The organism is Paludibacterium purpuratum (assembly GCF_004363805.1).
GTDB classification, from domain to species: domain Bacteria; phylum Pseudomonadota; class Gammaproteobacteria; order Burkholderiales; family Chromobacteriaceae; genus Paludibacterium; species Paludibacterium purpuratum.
Genome location: NZ_SNZP01000008.1, coordinates 135,510 through 151,559, shown reverse-complemented (window position 1 = coordinate 151,559; position 16,050 = coordinate 135,510). Strand labels below are relative to the sequence as shown.

The 16,050-nt window shown below is 59.3% G+C and carries 17 protein-coding genes and 1 tRNA gene; 13 read left to right on the top strand and 5 right to left on the bottom strand.

Going from position 1 to position 16,050, the window contains the following annotated elements; translation table 11 throughout:
* Nucleotides 1–55 precede the first annotated feature (55 nt).
* From dusA to DFP86_RS11210, 8 genes are all read left to right on the top strand, one after another.
* The gene (gene dusA / locus DFP86_RS11245) at nt 56–1,057 is read left to right on the top strand and encodes a tRNA dihydrouridine(20/20a) synthase DusA (protein ID WP_279526898.1); all 1,002 of its coding nucleotides are present in this window, start codon (nt 56–58) and stop codon (nt 1,055–1,057) included.
* Between the two features lie 4 nt (nt 1,058–1,061).
* Complete coding sequence (locus DFP86_RS11240) at nt 1,062–2,162, top strand: ABC transporter substrate-binding protein (RefSeq protein WP_166642236.1); 1,101 nt, start codon at nt 1,062–1,064, stop codon at nt 2,160–2,162.
* Complete coding sequence (rdgB, locus tag DFP86_RS11235; RefSeq protein WP_133681215.1) at nt 2,162–2,755, top strand: RdgB/HAM1 family non-canonical purine NTP pyrophosphatase; 594 nt, start codon at nt 2,162–2,164, stop codon at nt 2,753–2,755. The genes DFP86_RS11240 and rdgB overlap by 1 nt, the downstream gene beginning before the upstream one ends.
* Nucleotides 2,752–3,933: a radical SAM family heme chaperone HemW gene (gene hemW / locus DFP86_RS11230; RefSeq protein ID WP_133681212.1), complete on the top strand. Its 1,182-nt coding sequence runs from the start codon at nt 2,752–2,754 to the stop codon at nt 3,931–3,933. Before rdgB ends, hemW begins: the two co-directional genes overlap by 4 nt.
* A 111-nt stretch (nt 3,934–4,044) precedes the next feature.
* Entirely contained in the window at nt 4,045–4,482 is a 438-nt protein-coding gene (locus DFP86_RS11225; protein WP_243729368.1) for a DUF2147 domain-containing protein, read from the top strand.
* A gap of 88 nt (nt 4,483–4,570) precedes the next feature.
* A complete protein-coding gene (gene recG, locus DFP86_RS11220) occupies nt 4,571–6,619 on the top strand; it encodes an ATP-dependent DNA helicase RecG (protein ID WP_133681357.1) in 2,049 nt (682 codons plus the stop codon).
* Between the two features lie 216 nt (nt 6,620–6,835).
* Nucleotides 6,836–7,657, top strand: a complete 822-nt coding sequence (gene aqpZ / locus DFP86_RS11215) for an aquaporin Z (RefSeq protein ID WP_279526897.1) — start codon at nt 6,836–6,838, stop codon at nt 7,655–7,657.
* A gap of 35 nt (nt 7,658–7,692) precedes the next feature.
* Nucleotides 7,693–8,238 carry a DUF1131 family protein gene (locus DFP86_RS11210; protein ID WP_208108311.1) on the top strand — a complete coding sequence of 182 codons (546 nt, stop codon included), beginning with the start codon at nt 7,693–7,695 and terminating at the stop codon, nt 8,236–8,238.
* A gap of 47 nt (nt 8,239–8,285) precedes the next feature.
* On the opposite strand, the gene DFP86_RS11205 is transcribed toward DFP86_RS11210, so the two are convergent.
* From DFP86_RS11205 to pstS, 5 genes are all read right to left on the bottom strand, one after another.
* Entirely contained in the window at nt 8,286–9,743 is a 1,458-nt protein-coding gene (locus DFP86_RS11205) for an inorganic phosphate transporter (RefSeq protein ID WP_133681208.1), read from the bottom strand.
* A gap of 217 nt (nt 9,744–9,960) precedes the next feature.
* Nucleotides 9,961–10,725 carry a phosphate ABC transporter ATP-binding protein PstB gene (pstB, locus tag DFP86_RS11200; RefSeq protein ID WP_133681206.1) on the bottom strand — a complete coding sequence of 255 codons (765 nt, stop codon included), beginning with the start codon at nt 10,723–10,725 and terminating at the stop codon, nt 9,961–9,963.
* Between the two features lie 12 nt (nt 10,726–10,737).
* Nucleotides 10,738–11,640 carry a phosphate ABC transporter permease PstA gene (pstA, locus tag DFP86_RS11195; protein ID WP_133681204.1) on the bottom strand — a complete coding sequence of 301 codons (903 nt, stop codon included), beginning with the start codon at nt 11,638–11,640 and terminating at the stop codon, nt 10,738–10,740.
* Nucleotides 11,641–11,657: 17 nt separating this feature from the next.
* Nucleotides 11,658–12,620 carry a phosphate ABC transporter permease subunit PstC gene (pstC, locus tag DFP86_RS11190; RefSeq protein WP_133681202.1) on the bottom strand — a complete coding sequence of 321 codons (963 nt, stop codon included), beginning with the start codon at nt 12,618–12,620 and terminating at the stop codon, nt 11,658–11,660.
* Between the two features lie 84 nt (nt 12,621–12,704).
* The gene (gene pstS, locus DFP86_RS11185; RefSeq protein ID WP_133681200.1) at nt 12,705–13,736 is read right to left on the bottom strand and encodes a phosphate ABC transporter substrate-binding protein PstS; all 1,032 of its coding nucleotides are present in this window, start codon (nt 13,734–13,736) and stop codon (nt 12,705–12,707) included.
* A 192-nt stretch (nt 13,737–13,928) separates the two neighbouring features.
* On the opposite strand from pstS, the gene tpiA reads away from it, so the two are divergent.
* The 5 genes from tpiA (at nt 13,929) to DFP86_RS11160 (ending at nt 16,040) form a co-directional block, all read left to right on the top strand.
* The gene (tpiA, locus tag DFP86_RS11180; RefSeq protein WP_133681198.1) at nt 13,929–14,675 is read left to right on the top strand and encodes a triose-phosphate isomerase; all 747 of its coding nucleotides are present in this window, start codon (nt 13,929–13,931) and stop codon (nt 14,673–14,675) included.
* A gap of 1 nt (nt 14,676) precedes the next feature.
* Nucleotides 14,677–15,027, top strand: coding sequence for a preprotein translocase subunit SecG (secG, locus tag DFP86_RS11175; RefSeq protein ID WP_133681196.1), 351 nt, complete (start codon nt 14,677–14,679; stop codon nt 15,025–15,027).
* 13 nt (nt 15,028–15,040) lie between these two features.
* A tRNA-Leu gene (locus tag DFP86_RS11170) sits at nt 15,041–15,125 on the top strand.
* Nucleotides 15,126–15,216: 91 nt separating this feature from the next.
* A complete protein-coding gene (locus DFP86_RS11165) occupies nt 15,217–15,573 on the top strand; it encodes an NADH-quinone oxidoreductase subunit A (protein WP_133681194.1) in 357 nt (118 codons plus the stop codon).
* Nucleotides 15,564–16,040, top strand: a complete 477-nt coding sequence (locus DFP86_RS11160; RefSeq protein ID WP_133681192.1) for a NuoB/complex I 20 kDa subunit family protein — start codon at nt 15,564–15,566, stop codon at nt 16,038–16,040. The genes DFP86_RS11165 and DFP86_RS11160 overlap by 10 nt, the downstream gene beginning before the upstream one ends.
* The last annotated feature ends 10 nt before the right edge of the window (nt 16,041–16,050 follow it).

The window sequence follows — 16,050 nt, the reverse complement described above, 5'->3', positions numbered from 1 at the left end:
TTGTAATAAGATTGCAGTCAATGGCGCTGAAAGCCGCGCCAGTCAAGGAAGTCCCGTGAAATTGCCTTCCCGCCGTCTGTCCGTCGCCCCGATGCTGGACTGGACCGACCGCCATTATCGCTTCTTTGCCCGATTGATCAGCCGCCATACTTGGCTTTATACCGAGATGGTCACCACCGGCGCTTTACTGCATGGCGATGTCGAGCGCCATTTGCGCTTCGATGAGGCCGAGCACCCGTTGGCCTTGCAACTGGGCGGCAGCGAGCCGCAAGATTTGGCGCATTGCGCGCGCCTGGCCGAATCCTGGGGCTACGACGAGGTGAACCTGAATGTCGGTTGTCCGTCGGAGCGGGTGCAGAAGGGGGCGTTCGGCGCCTGCCTGATGGCCGAGTCGGCGTTGGTGGCGGATTGCGTCAAGGCCATGCGCGACGCGGTGGGCATCGATGTGACGGTCAAGCATCGTATCGGCATCGATGCCGTCGAGGAATATGGCTTTGTGCGCGATTTCGTCGCCACGGTGGCCGAGGCCGGCTGCGGCACGTTCATCGTGCATGCGCGCAATGCCATTCTCAAGGGGTTGTCGCCGAAGGAAAACCGCGAGGTTCCGCCGCTGAAGTATCACTATGTGCATCGTCTCAAGGCCGAGTTCCCTCAGTTGGAGATTTTGCTCAATGGCGGCGTGCAGACGCTGACGCAGATCGACGAGCAGTTGCGCCATGTAGATGGCGTGATGGTCGGTCGCGAGGGCTATCATAATCCTTATCTGATGGCGTCATGGGATACGCGCTATTATGGCGAGTCCGCGCCGCCGCTGTCTCGCACCGAGGTGGTCGAAGCGCTGGTGCCTTACGCCGAGCGCATGCTGGCCGAAGGGCATAAGTTGCGTAACCTGGCCCGCCATATTCTCGGGCTGTTCCAGGGTATGCCAGGCGCGCGCCGCTGGCGACGCATGTTATCCGACGCCGCATGCCTGGAAGGCGCCGATGCGGGTTTGCTGCTGCGCGCATTGGCGGAAATCGGCGTTTCCAGAACCTTGTCCGAGGCACATGACGAATAAGTCCATGAGATCTCTCGCCTGCTTGCTTTTCCTGTCCTGCGCGTCGGCGCTGGCCCAGCCGGTACTGCATCTATACAGCCGGCACGACTTCCTGCCGGATGTGCTTATCGAGCGCTTCGAGCAGCGTTGCCACTGTCAGGTCGATCAAGATTTTTACGAAGACGGCGACGAGATGTTGGCCCGCTTGAGCAGTGGCGGTCCGGCGGTCGATGTGGTTTTCCCGTCTAGCTTCACCGTGCCGGAGCTGCTGCGCCGCAAGCTGGTGCAGCCTTTCGACAAGAGCCGTTTACCCAATGCCGCCGATCTGAATCCGATCCTGGCCAATCCGGCCTACGACCTCGGCAGCACCTATACCTTGCCTGCCTCGCTGTCGTTGGCGGTCGTCGGCTACAACATCGAGAAGCTACGCGAGCTGAATATCGACCCTTATAGCTGGTCGGCGGTATTCGATCCGAAGGTGTTGGCCAAGCTCAAGGGGCACGTCAACGTCGTGGACAATCCGCGCACCGTGTTTGCCGCGGCGTTGATGTACCTTGGATTGGATCCGAACAGCGCCAATGACGACGACTATCAACGTGCGCGCGAGGTGATCGCCGCCGCGCGTCCATACTGGTCGGGTTATGGCGGCAACTACTATTGGAAGGATCTGGTCTCGGGCGAAGCCTGGGTGCAGTTGGGATTCTCTTCCGAGTTCTATCAGGCACGCGAGGCGGCCAAGCGCGAACACCGACCGTATACCATCGGCTATGTGCTGCAGCGCGAGGGCAACCAACTGGCGATCGATAGTATGGCCATTCCAGTGTCCGCGCCGCACCCTGAGCTGGCGCAGCGCTTCGTCAATTTTTTGTTGGCGGGCAAGAATGCCGCCGAGCTCGGCAACGTCAACGGCGCAACCACCCCGGTGCTGACTGCTGCGCCGTTCTTCCACGACGACATCAAATACCACCCGGTCATCAATCCCGATCCGGCGGCACTGCGGAAGTGGACCGTGTTACGCGAAATGCCGCCTAAACGGCTGCGCCATTTGCGTCGCATGTGGCACGACATGCGTATCGATCATGCGGTCGATACGGTGTCGGGTGTGTCGCACAAAAGGGAAAAATAATGTTCGAAAAATTGGTGCTTGCCAGCAACAATGCCGGCAAGTTGCGCGAGTTTTCCGATTTGCTGGCGCCGCTGGGCATCCAGGTGCTGGCTCAGCGTGAATTGAATGTGCCGGAGTGTCCTGAACCGTATGGCACGTTTCTCGAAAACGCGCTGGCCAAGGCGCGCCACGCCAGCCAGGTTACCGGTCTGCCCGCGCTGGCCGACGATTCCGGCTTGTGCGTGACGGCGCTTGACGGGCAACCCGGCGTGTTGTCGGCGCGCTTCGCCGGCGAGCCCAAGTCCGATGAGCGCAATAACCGCTTGTTGGTCGAGCGGCTGCGCGGCGTGGCGGATCGTCGCGCTTGGTACGTCTGTGTACTGGTCTTTGTTCGTCATGCGGATGATCCGCACCCGCTGGTGGCGGATGGTGTCTGGCTCGGCGAAATCCAGGATCGGCCGGCCGGCGAGGGGGGCTTCGGTTACGACCCGTACTTCCATCTGCCGGGACGCGGCTGCACCGTGGCCGAGCTGCCGCCCGAGGAGAAAAATCGCGACAGCCACCGCGGGCAGGCGATGCGCCAGATGCTCGAAAAATTGCGGACTTTGGCATGACACAGGTCGTGTTTACGCCGCATACCGGACTGACGCAGCTGCCGCCGCTGTCGCTGTACGTTCATTTCCCCTGGTGCGTGCGCAAGTGCCCGTACTGCGACTTCAATTCGCACGAAGCGCGGGCCGGCTTCGACGATCTGGCCTATGTCGCAGCGCTCTTGCGCGATTTGGAGTTGGCATTGCCGGCGGTTTGGGGCCGGGCGGTACATACCGTGTTCATCGGTGGCGGTACGCCCAGCCTAATGTCCCCGGCGGCGATGGAGATGCTGCTCGACGGTATTCGCGCTCGCGTGCGTTTGGCACCGGCGGCGGAGATCACCATGGAGGCCAACCCGGGAACCTTCGAAGCCGAGAAATTCAAAGCTTTCCGTGCCGCCGGCGTCAACCGGTTGTCGGTGGGCATCCAAAGCTTCGACGACGAAGCGTTGCGTCGGCTGGGCCGTATCCATGACAGCCGCCAAGCACATGTCGCGTTGGACATCGCCCTTCATCACTTCGACAACGTCAACCTCGATCTGATGTATGCGTTGCCACAGCAAACGCTCGCTTTGGCGCTCGACGATTTGTCGCAAGGGCTCGCGCATGGCGTCACGCACTTGTCTGCCTATCATCTGACCATCGAGCCCAACACGCTGTTTTCCCGCTACGAGCCGGCCGGCTTGCCGGACGAGGATCGGGCCGCCGATATGCAGGAGGCGCTGGAAGCCCGTTTGGCCGAGGCCGGCTTCATGCATTACGAAACGTCGGCCTTTGCCCGGCCCGAGCGGCAATGCCAACATAACCTGAATTATTGGCGTTTCGGCGATTATCTGGGCATCGGCGCCGGCGCGCACGCCAAGATCAGTTCGGCCGAAGGCATCGTGCGCGAAATGCGCCATAAGCAGCCGACCGCCTATCTGCAGGCGTTGGCCGCCGGCGATGCCGTTCAAACACGGCAGCGCGTGGCGCGTTCGGCGCTGCCGTTCGAATTCATGATGAATCTGCTACGGCTGACCGAGGGGTTTGAGCTTGCGTTGTTCGCCGAACGTACCGGTTTGTCGTTGGCCGCTATTCAGCGCGAGCTGGCTCAGGCCGAGTCGCGTGGACTGATCGAACGTTCGCCGACGCACGTGCGCCCGACATTGCATGGGCAGCGTTTTCTGAACGACCTGCTGACCCTGTTCCTCAAAGACGATTGAATCGACGCACGGTGCTGTCACAGAATCAAGCTTGACGTTTGAGTACCATATTGGCATTCTAGAGCCCGGACTCCAAACTTGCGTTTTAATATTACAACGGAGAGAAATTCCATGATGATTCGCTGCAAAGCCGTGCTGTTGGCGGTTGTATTGGGTTTGCTGTCTACTTTTGCCTTGGCCGAAGACACACCGGTCGGCGTATGGAAAAACATCGACGATCAAACTCATCAAGCCAAGGCGCTGATTGAAATCTCCCAGACCGCCAGTGGCGAGTTGACCGGCAAGATCGTCAAGCTGCTGCAACACCCGGATGCCGTGTGCGATAACTGCGAAGGCGCACTGAAAGGTAAGCCCGACTTGGGCATGACCATTCTGTGGGGGCTGAAGCAAGACGGCAAGACCTGGAGCGGCGGCCGTATCCTCGACCCGAAATCGGGCAAGGTCTATAGCGCCAAGATGACCGTGCTCGAGGGCGGCAAAAAGCTGGAGGTGCGTGGCTTCTTAGGTATTTCCTTGCTGGGCCGTTCGCAAGTCTGGGAACGTCAGTAAGTTTTTGAACCGAATATCGACGGGCCGACCCTTACGGGCGTCGGCCCGTTTGTCGTCTCGGCCGCCGATTGCGTTACAATCGATGGCCATGATTATCGCCCCCGACCTCGCCAATCAGCCGATCACCGCGGCGCCCGCGCTCGCCAAGAAGCTGGAGAAACTCGGCATCCGCCGCCGTTTCGATCTGGTGCTGCATCTGCCGTTGCGTTACGAAGACGAGAGCCACCTGTTTCCGATCAAGCATGCCCCCTATGGCCAGCCGGCGCTGGTAGAGGGGCTGGTGGTGGCGCAGGAGGTGCAGTTCCGTCCGCGCCGACAATTGTTGGTGCGTATCGAGGACGACAGCGGCCAGCTGTTGCTGCGCTTCATTCATTTCTATCCCAGTCAACAAAAGCAAATGGCCCAGGGGGTGCGCCTGCGCGTGTTGGGCGAAGTGCGCCGCGGGTTTTTCGGCGATGAAATGGTGCATCCCAAATGTCGGCCGGTCACACCGGGCGAGCCGCTGGCCGATCGGATGACGCCGGTGTACCCGACCTTGTCGGGGTTGACGCAGCCGCCGCTGCGTAAGTTGATTCATGCCGAGCTTCGCGCGCAGCCGATGGCAGAGACGCTGCCGCCGGGGTGGCGCGAGCAGCTCGGGCTTTGTACCTTTGCCGAGGCTGTGCAACTACTGCATGCGCCGACGCCGGATTACTCGCTGCAGCAGTTGAACGATCCGCTGCTGCCGGCCTGGCAACGGCTGAAGTTCGATGAATTGCTGGCACAGCAGTTGTCGATGCGGCTTTCCTATCGGCAGCGCCGTACCGGCAATGCGCCGCGTCTCTTAGGCGACGGTTCGCTGCGCCACGCGCTCGGCGCGAATTTGCCGTTTACCTTGACCGAGGCACAGCAAAAGGTGCTGGTGGAGATCCTGGCCGACATGCGGGAGCCGCATCCGATGCAGCGCCTGCTGCAAGGGGATGTCGGCAGCGGTAAGACCGTGGTGGCCGCCATGGCGGCGCTGGCGGCGATCGAGGCGGGTTATCAGGTGGCCCTGATGGCGCCGACTGAAATCTTGGCGGAACAGCATTATTTGAAGTTGTCCGCCTGGCTCGCGCCGCTGGGGATCGATGTGGCCTGGCTGTCCGGATCGCTGCGCAAGAAACAGAAAACCGAGACATTGGCGCGGATCGCCGACGGCGCCGTGCGCCTAACGGTGGGAACGCATGCGCTGTTTCAGGACGACGTGTCGTTTCAGCGTCTGGGACTGGCGATTGTCGACGAGCAGCATCGCTTCGGTGTCGGTCAGCGTTTGGCATTGAAAGACAAGGGGGGCGAACCGCATCAGTTGATGATGTCGGCGACACCGATTCCGCGTACCTTGGCAATGAGCTATTACGCCGATCTGGATGTGTCGATCATCGACCAGTTGCCGCCGGGGCGATCCCCGATCGTGACCAAATTGGTCAACAGCGACCGGCGCGACGAGATGGTGGCCCACGTCGCCCGCATCTGTGCCAAAGGGCAACAGGCCTATTGGGTGTGCCCGTTGATCGAGGAATCCGAGGCCCTGCAACTACAGACGGCAGTGGACACCTTCGAGGCGTTGACGGCCGAGCTGCCAGAGTGGCGGGTTGGTTTGGTGCACGGGCGCATGAAGCCGGCAGAGAAGGCCGAGGTCATGGCGGCATTCGCCGCCAATGAGATTCAATTGCTGGTTGCCACCACGGTGATCGAAGTGGGGGTGGATGTGCCGAATGCCACGTTGATGATCATCGAGCATAGCGAGCGCATGGGGTTGTCTCAGTTGCATCAGCTGCGCGGGCGTGTTGGGCGAGGCAGCGCTGGGGGGATTTGCGTGTTGATGTTCGAGACGCCGCTGTCGGCGTTGGCCAAGGCTAGGCTGAAGGTGATTTACCAATACACCGATGGCTTCGAGATCGCGCGCCAGGATCTGCAGATCCGCGGCCCGGGTGAGTTGCTGGGCGCCAGGCAAAGCGGTATGCCGATGCTGCGCTTCGCCGATTTGGAGCAGGATGCCGAGTTGTTGGCTCAGGCGCGTGAATTGGCGCCGCGCATGCTGAGCGATGCGCCCGAGTGCGCCCAGGCGCATCTGGCGCGCTGGTTGGCAGGCCGCGAACACTTCCTCAAAGCCTAAGTGGTAGGTAGCTTTGTTTTGCGTCAAAACCCGCCATCCGTGTTCAGGGCAAAAAAAATGCCTTGGCTGGGGGGCCAAGGCATAAATGGGATTGCTGCAAACAACAAAGGAGAAACCATGATGAAGCATGTGTATATTAGCAAGATATGAACTTCTGATCAATTGTAATCCCGGCGCTACACTTGATGTGCGTCAAGTTCCGTTCAGTCAGCGCCCATGGCCCCACAACACGAAAAAAAAGATGGCGGCAGCATGGGCTCTGACAAAAAAGCGCTTGCTAAGAATGATTTTCTTTTCCTATATAGTTTTATAAAAATCACAACTGTTGTGATAGGAGGAGAAACCATGATCAAGCGACTTTTCGCCGAGTTCTTCGGCACGTTCTGGCTGGTGTTCGGCGGCTGCGGCAGTGCGGTGTTGGCTGCGGCATTTCCTCAGTTGGGCATTGGCTTCGTCGGAGTCTCGCTCGCTTTCGGTCTGACCGTCTTGACGATGGCTTATGCCGTCGGCCATATCTCGGGCGGGCACTTTAACCCTGCGGTGACGGTCGGCTTGTGCGCGGGTGGGCGCTTCGAGGCAAAAGACGCGGCGGGCTACATCGTTGCGCAAGTGGTCGGCGGGGTCGTCGCGGCGGCTGTGCTGTATTTGATCGCTAGCGGCAAGGCGGGCTTCGATCCGGTCGGCGGCTTTGCCTCGAACGGTTTCGGCGAGCATTCGCCCGGCGGCTATGCCTTACCGGCAGCTTTTGTCGCCGAGTTCGTGCTGACGGCCTTTTTCCTGATTGTGATCCATGGGGCGACCGATGCGCGTGCGCCGGCGGGTTTCGCCCCCATCGCTATCGGTTTGGCACTGACCTTGATTCACCTGATCAGCATTCCGGTAACCAATACCTCGGTCAATCCCGCACGCAGCACCGCTGTAGCGTTGTTTCAGGGTACCTGGGCACTTCAGCAGCTTTGGCTTTTCTGGCTTGCGCCGATTCTGGGCGCCATTGTCGGCGGGTTGATTTATCGCTGTTTGCTCGAAGACAAGGCATGAGCCGCGGATGCCGATGGGGCGCAACGGCGGCACTGATGGTTGGCATCTGTGCCGCCGTCTGGGCTGCCGATGTACCCATATTGAAAGTGACCGATGCCGGCGTCGGGCCGCTTGGCGCGCAGACGGAGGCGACCGCGTCATCGCTCAAGCGGGCGTTGCCCGGATTCACTATCCGCCAAACGACCGTCGCGTCCGAAGATAGAGTGGTACCGCTATTGAGCGTCACCCGCGGTAGGCAGGTCGCCATGGAGGTTCTGCCGGGAGACCGGCCAGGCAGTAAAAAAAGTTACATCGGCAGGATTGTCGTGAGAATGCCGGAGATCATGCGGCGATCCGGGTTTTCCCCGGGAAGGCGATTTGCCGATTTTTATCCCGATTCCCAAAAGGCGGTGTGCAAACCGGGCTTGGAGCAGAACGCCGGTAAGTTTTTTTGCTTGGCGCCCGGTATGCAGCATGTCGGGCTAGAGTTTCCCAGCGCCCCTGGTGCCGCGGATGGGACCATATGGCCCCAAGCGGGACTGACTGCCGTCATCTGGACGCCGGAGGCGTTCGATCGTTACCACTGGACGCCGATAGATTAGATGCCAAACCCACAAGCCGGGTAGTTAGCCCGGTTTGTGGGTTTGTCTTATCCGATCCACAGCGATGCGAGATAGTACAAGCCGGCCGACAGCGCCATGGAGACCGGCAGGGTGAATAGCCACGCGAGCAGGATGGCGCGGATGGTGCCGAACTGCAGTCCCGATTTGTCGGCGACCATCGAGCCGGCAACACCGCTTGATAGCACATGCGTGGTGGAGACCGGCATGCCGAACAGGCTGGCCAAACCGATGGAGATCGCCGCGGTGATTTGTGCGGCCATCCCTTGCGCGTAGGTCATATCCTTTTTGCCGATGCCTTCGCCGACCGTCTTGACCACGCGGCGCCAGCCGATCATGGTGCCGACCCCCAGAGCCAAAGCCACCGACATGATGACCCAGGCCGGCGCGTATTCCGTGGTTTGCGTCAGGTCGCTGCGCAGCGCCTGCAAATTGCGCTTGTCGCCATCGGACAGATGCGGCAGTTGGCTGGCCAGTTTGGCGGCATCGTCCAGGCAGAGCAGGCGGGTGCGTACGTCCCAGCGTTGTTCCGGCGACAGATTGTGGTAGTCGTTGCCGTTCAACAGCGCCTGATTGAGGTCGTCGGCGGTCTTGGCGGTGACCAACGGATTGCAGCCGTGGGTGACGCTGTGGTTGCTCTTGGCGAGTAGAACTTGCAGGGCGGGATTGTGCTCGGCATAGAACTGCTGCAGGTGCAAGGCGGCGTCACGCGTGCGCTCGATCTGGTACGGGTTGGAGTCCATGTTGAGCACGTAGTTTGCCGGTACGATGCCGATCAGGACCAACATGATCAGGCCGACGCCTTTTTGACCGTCGTTGGAGCCGTGGGCGAAGCTGACGCCCATGGCGGAGAGAATCAGCATGAAACGGGTCCAGAACGGCGGATGCTTGCGGCCTTCGACCTGTTGGCGCTGATACGGCGTTTTGTGCATGTTGCTGCGACCGCGGTAACGGCGCAGCAACACGACGATGATGCCGGACAGAACGAAGCCGACTATCGGCGACAGCAATAGCGACATGCCGACATCGATGGCCTTGGCCCAGTTGATGCCCTGCGACAGCGGCGTGTGGTTGACCAAGGCATTGGCCAGGCCGACGCCGAGAATGGCGCCGATCAAGGTGTGCGAGCTGGAGGCGGGCAGCCCGAGATACCAGGTGCCGAGGTTCCACAGGATGGCCGCGGCCAACAATGCGAATACCATCGACATGCCGTGCGCGGTGTTGACCGAGACCAGCAGGTCGACCGGCAGCAGGTGCACGATGGCGTAGGCGACCGCCAGGCCGCCGGACAATACGCCGAGGAAGTTGCAGACGCCCGAGGCGAAGACGGCCAGGCGCGGCTTCATCGACTGGGTGTAAATGACCGTGGCGACCGCATTGGCCGTGTCGTGGAAGCCATTGATGAATTCGAAGGTCAGCACGAAGCCGAGCGAAAGGAACAGGGTGACCGCCAGTTTGAGGTCGAGCCCGGAAAAGAGTGCCAGCATGATTCTTACACTAGTTGAGTCTGAGGGTGGATTGTTGTGGGGTAGAGGTATTCCGTCAAGCCTGCAAGACAAAGGGAAGCGATGGTGTCGCTTCCTGTTCAACAGGATGTAAGAATCTTCTTGACATCTCGTGGTCCGCGGAGGTCTGGAATTTGGTTTTTGCTATAAAAAAGCCCCTGTTTTCAGAGGCTTCGCCTTGCTAATTACTTCTTTGTCATTAACCGAACTTGCCGGTAATGTAATCTTCCGTTGCGCGCTGTTTGGGCGTGGTGAAGATGGTGTCGGTTTCGCCGAACTCGATCATTTCACCCAGGTACATGTAGGCGGTGTAGTCGGAAACCCGCGCAGCCTGCTGCATGTTGTGGGTGACGATGGCGATGGTGTAATCCTCTTTCAGTTCGTGGATCAGCTCCTCGATGTGCGCGGTCGAGATCGGGTCGAGCGCCGAGGTCGGTTCGTCCAGCAATAGCACTTCCGGCTTCGAAGCGACCGCGCGTGCGATGCACAGACGTTGCTGCTGACCGCCGGAGAGCGAGTGGCCGGATTGCTTGAGTTTGTCCTTGACCTCCTCCCACAGCGCGGCTTTGCGCAAAGCCCATTCGACCCGGTCGTCCATTTCGGTCTTGCTTAGCTTTTCGTACAGCTTCACACCGAAGGTGATGTTGTCGTAGATCGACATCGGGAACGGGGTCGGCTTTTGGAACACCATGCCGACCTTGGCGCGCAGCAAGTTGACGTCGATGTCTCGACCGAGGATGTTGCGCTTGTCTAGCCAGATCTCGCCTTCGGCGCGTAGGCCGGGGTAGAGCTCGAACATCCGGTTGAACGTGCGCAACAACGTCGACTTGCCGCAGCCGGACGGGCCGATGAAGGCCGTCACTTTGTTGGCGGCGATACCGAGCGAAATGCCCTTGAGCGCGTGAAAGTTGCCGTAGAAGAAGTTCAGGTCTTTGACCTGGAGCTTGGTGCCAGTTTCAGCCATGGTATGCAAGCCTTAGTGAGATTGGTGTTTTTGACTGCCCAGCCAGCGGGCGAAAATATTCAATGCCAGGACGCTGAAGGTGATTAGCAGCGAGCCGGCCCAGGCCAGTGTGTGCCAGTCGTTGTATGGGCTCATGGCGAACTGAAAGATCACGATCGGCAAGTTCGCCATCGGCTGATTCATATTGCTGTTCCAGAACTGGTTGTTCAGCGCGGTGAACAAAAGCGGCGCGGTTTCGCCCGAAATGCGGGCCACGGCCAGCAGCACGCCGGTGAGCACCCCCGACTTGGCTGCGCGCAATGTGACGTGCATCGTGACCTTCCACTGCGGCGTGCCGAGTGCGATGGCTGCTTCGCGCAGGCTGTTGGGCACCAGCCGCAACATGTTCTCCGTGGTACGCACCACCACCGGGATCACCAGGAGCGACAGCGCCAGCGAACCGGCCCAGCCGGAGAAATGGCCCTGCGTCACCACGAAAACTTCATAGACGAACAGCCCGATCACGATGGACGGAGCCGACAGCAAAATGTCATTGATGAAGCGCGTGGCCGGCGATAGCCAACCGCGCTGGCCGTATTCGGCCAGGTAGATGCCGGCCAGAATGCCGACCGGCGTGCCGATCAGCGTGCCGGACATCGTCATCAGCAAGCTGCCGACAATGGCGTTACCCAGGCCGCCGCTTTCGCCGGGAGGCGGGGTGCTTTGGGTGAAGACCGACAGATGGATGCCGCTCAGGCCGTTCTGCAACAACGTGAACAGGATCCAGCACAGCCAGAACAAGCCGAACGCCATGGCGAATATCGAGATGCCCATGGTGAGGCCGTTGATCATGCGCCGACGGCGATAGATCGATTGATTCATCGAGTAGGATTCCGTTTTTTGCTTCGCCGGGGAAGCCAGCAGGGTGTCGCTCATGGTATCGCACTCTCCGGTCAGGATGCTTTGCCTTCCTGGCGCTTGAGACGCAGGAGCAGAATTTTCGAGCAGGCCAGTACCACGAAGGTGATGAAGAACAGGATCAGACCCAACTGGATCAGCGAGGCGATGTACAGATCGCCGTTGGCTTCGGCGAACTCGTTGGCCAGCGACGAGGCGATCGAATTGCCGGGTTGGAACAGCCCGGGTGCGAAGTGCGAGGAGTTGCCGATGACGAAGGTCACCGCCATGGTCTCGCCCAATGCGCGGCCGAGGCCGAGCATGATGCCGCCGACCACGCCGGTTTTGGTGTAGGGCAGTACCACGTAGCGCACCACTTCCCAAGTGGTGGAGCCCAGGCCGTAGGCCGACTCCTTCAGCAGTGTGGGCACGACTTCGAAGACGTCGCGCATGACCGAGGCGATGAACGGAATCACCATGATCGCCAGGATCAGGCCGGCGGTGAAAATGCCGATCCCCATCGGTGCGCCTTGGAACACCCAGCCGACGAACGGCACCGTGCCGAGGTTATCGATCAGCCACGGTTGGATGTTTTCGGAAAAATAGGGGGCGAACACGAACAGGCCCCACATGCCGTAAATGATGGAAGGGATGCCGGCCAATAGTTCGACGGCGATGCCCAATGGGCGCTTGAGCCCGGCCGGGCACAGCTCGGTCAGGAACAATGCGATGCCGAAACTGATCGGTACGCCGATCAACAGCGCGATGCACGAGGTGATCAATGTGCCGAAGATCGGCACGGCCGCGCCGAAGCGACCCGCGACCGGATCCCATTCGCCCGAGGTCAGAAAACCGAATCCGAAAGCCTTGATGCTGGGCATCGCGCCGATCATCAGGGATATCAGGATGCCGAGCAATAGAGCCAGCACCAGGAATGCGAAGCCGCGGGTAACGACCTTGAAGACCTGATCAAATAGCATCTGACGCCGCATTACCTGATCGTTGCTGAACTTTTCCATACATTGACTCGATGTTGTCTGAGACAAAAAGCCGGGGAGAGGCTCCCCGGCCGTTTTCGGACTGTGCAAACCGCCAATCCGGTATTACTTCCAGACCGGCTGGCCGCTGGCGTCGGTGATTTGCTTCCAGCTGTCGCGGATCATACCCTTCACGCTTTCCGGCAGCGGAATATAGTCCATACCGGTGGCTGCGCCGTCGCCGCTCTTGTATGCCCAGTCGAAGAACTTCAGGGCGGCGGTGGCTTGAACCGGCTTGTCCTGCTTCTTGTGCATCAGGATGAAGGTCGCGCCGGCGATCGGCCAGGTGTCGGCGCCGGGTTGGTTGGTCAGCAGCAGATAGTAGCCCGGGGCTTTCTTCCAGTCGGCATGACCGGCGGCGGCCTTGAAGGTCTCCTGGCTTGGTTGCACGAACTTGCCGTCTGCGTTCTTCATCTGGCCATAGGCCATGTTGTTTTGCTTGGCGTAGACGTACTCGACGTAACCGATCGAACCCTTGATGCGGTTGACGAAGTTCGCCACCCCTTCGTTACCCTTGCCGCCTTGACCGGCCGGCCAATTGACGGAGGTATTGCTGCCGACTTTGCCGGCCCATTCCGGCGATACCTTGGACAGATAATTGGTGAAGATGAAGGTGGTGCCCGAACCATCGGCGCGGCGTACCGGGAAGATGGTGTCCTTCGGCAGCTTCACGCCCGGGTTCAACTTGACGATGGCCGGATCGTTCCAGGTCTTGACCTTGCCCAGATAGATGTCGGCCAACAGCGGGCCGGTGAATTTCAGTTGGCCGGCCTTGATGCCGGGAATGTTGACCACCGGCACCACGCCGCCGATCACGGTCGGGAACTGGGTCAGGCCGGTCTTGGCCAGGTCTTCCGGCTTGAGCGGCATGTCGGAGGCGCCGAAATCGACCGTCTTGGCGGTAATCTGCTTGATGCCGCCGCCGGAGCCGATCGATTGGTAGTTCATCTTGCTGCCGGTTTCGGTTTGATAGGTGGCAGCCCACTTGGCGTACAACGGATACGGGAAGGTGGCGCCTGCACCGGTGATATCGGTGGCGAAGGCGGAGACCGATGCAAAGGCACTGACGGCCAGTGCCAAGCGAAGCGTGGTTTTCATTACGAACAAGCTCCAGAAGTTGAGGTGCAGGGTAGGTGTTGGGGGGCATTGTGGCGTGTATTTTTTTCAGAAATATTACAGTTCCAATTTCTAGTTCGCTCGCAATTGTCTTTGTATGAAGAAATATCAGTCCTTCTCAGCCGATGTAACCGGAGGATATAATCCGCCCTGTCTCAAGCGGGAGTAATGTGTATGACGGCCAAGTTGGTGGTGGGAAATTGGAAGATGAACGGTAGTCTTGCGTCCAACCGAAAGTTGGTCAAAGGCATGCTGGAGGATCGTCGCATCAACCGCCCGGGCGTGGCGCTGGCTTCACCTTATGTCTATCTGCTGCAGCTGGCTGACTTGTTGCAACTGAGTCCGATGGATCTCGGCGCGCAAGATGTCAGCCAGTTCGGTCGCGATGGCGCCTTTACCGGCGAGGTGTCGGCATCGATGCTGGCCAACGTCGGCTGTCGCTATGTGCTGATCGGTCACTCGGAGCGCCGTCAATATTTGGCGGAGGCCAACGAGGTGCTGTCGAAGAAGATGGAAAATGCCCTGGCGGCCCGTCTGGCGCCAGTGCTCTGCGTAGGGGAAACGCTGGCGCAGCGGGAGGCCGGCGAGCACCTGGATGTCATTCGCCACCAGCTGGATATCGTGGCGGATTTTCCGTCGGAGCAAGTGATCGTGGCTTACGAGCCGGTCTGGGCGATCGGTACCGGCAAGGTGGCAAGCCTCGCGCAGATCGCCGAAATGCATGAGTGCATCAAGGCAACCGGCTTGCAAAGGCAAAGTGGCTCTGCTAGTATGCGCGTTCTCTACGGCGGCAGCGTAAAGGCTGATAATGCCGAAGCTATTCTGTCGATATCGAGTGTGGATGGCGCCTTAGTTGGCGGTGCTTCGCTGGATGTCGATTCATTTGGAATGATTTGCCAGGCCGCGGATAAATTGGTATAGTATGGAACTTCTTAAGACGTTAATCTGGATCGTAAATCTCGTCTCTGCCGTATCCGTCGTGGTGCTGGTGTTGATGCAACATGGCAAAGGCGCGGATATGGGTGCCGCTTTCGGTAGCGGTTCTTCCGGAAGCCTTTTTGGCGCGTCTGGTTCTGCAAATTTTCTGAGCAGAACGACGGCTGTTCTCGCCATCGTTTTCTTCTCGACTAGTCTGACGCTCGTTTATCTGTCTGGGGGCAGTAAAAACGAATTAGGCGTTATGAGTGGTCCGGTTGTACAAAAAACAGTGCCGCAAATCCCGAGTGGCGCTGTTAACAAAAATAATGCTTCGGGTCCAAAGATACCCGATTGATAAAATTGACTGTGCCGACATGGTGAAATTGGTAGACACGCTATCTTGAGGGGGTAGTGGCGAAAGCTGTGTGAGTTCGAGTCTCACTGTCGGCACCACCATTAAAGCAGGCCACCGGGATTCCGGTGGCCTGTTTTGCTTGGAGCCGGGAAGGGTCGCACCTTTCCATAAAAATGGGGTATAGGGGAAATGCTGCAAAACTACTTTCCTATTCTGTTGTTTATCATCGTCGGATTGTTGGTCGGTGCCGGTCCCTTGTTGTTGGGCCGTCTGCTGGCACCAAACCGACCAGATGACGAAAAACTGTCTCCGTACGAGTGCGGTTTCGAAGCCTTCGAAGACGCTCGCATGAAGTTCGACGTGCGTTTCTATCTCGTTGCCATTCTTTTCATCCTATTTGATCTTGAAATTGCGTTCATGTTTCCGTGGGCCGTTGTGCTCAAGGAACTGGGTATGTTCGGCTTGTCCGCAATGTTTGTATTCCTGGCTATTCTCACGATTGGCTTCGTTTACGTCTGGAAAAAAGGGGCATTGGAATGGGAATAGAAGGCGTTCTGGAAAAGGGCTTCATCACTACCACCGCCGATACGCTGATCAATTACACTCGCACAGGTTCACTTTGGCCGATGACCTTCGGCCTGGCCTGTTGCGCAGTTGAAATGATGCATGCCGGGGCCGCACGTTACGACCTCGACCGTTTCGGCATCGTATTCCGTCCCAGTCCGCGCCAATCCGATCTGATGATCGTGGCCGGCACGCTGTGCAACAAGATGGCACCGGCGCTGCGCAAGGTCTACGACCAGATGGCCGAGCCGCGCTGGGTGATCTCTATGGGATCCTGTGCCAACGGGGGCGGTTACTATCACTATTCGTACTCTGTCGTGCGTGGCTGCGACCGGATCGTTCCGGTCGACGTGTATGTCCCCGGCTGTCCTCCGACCGCCGAGGCGCTGCTGTACGGCATTATCCAGCTACAAAACAAAATTAAACGCACTCATACCATAGCCCGCTAAGGTAGAAACT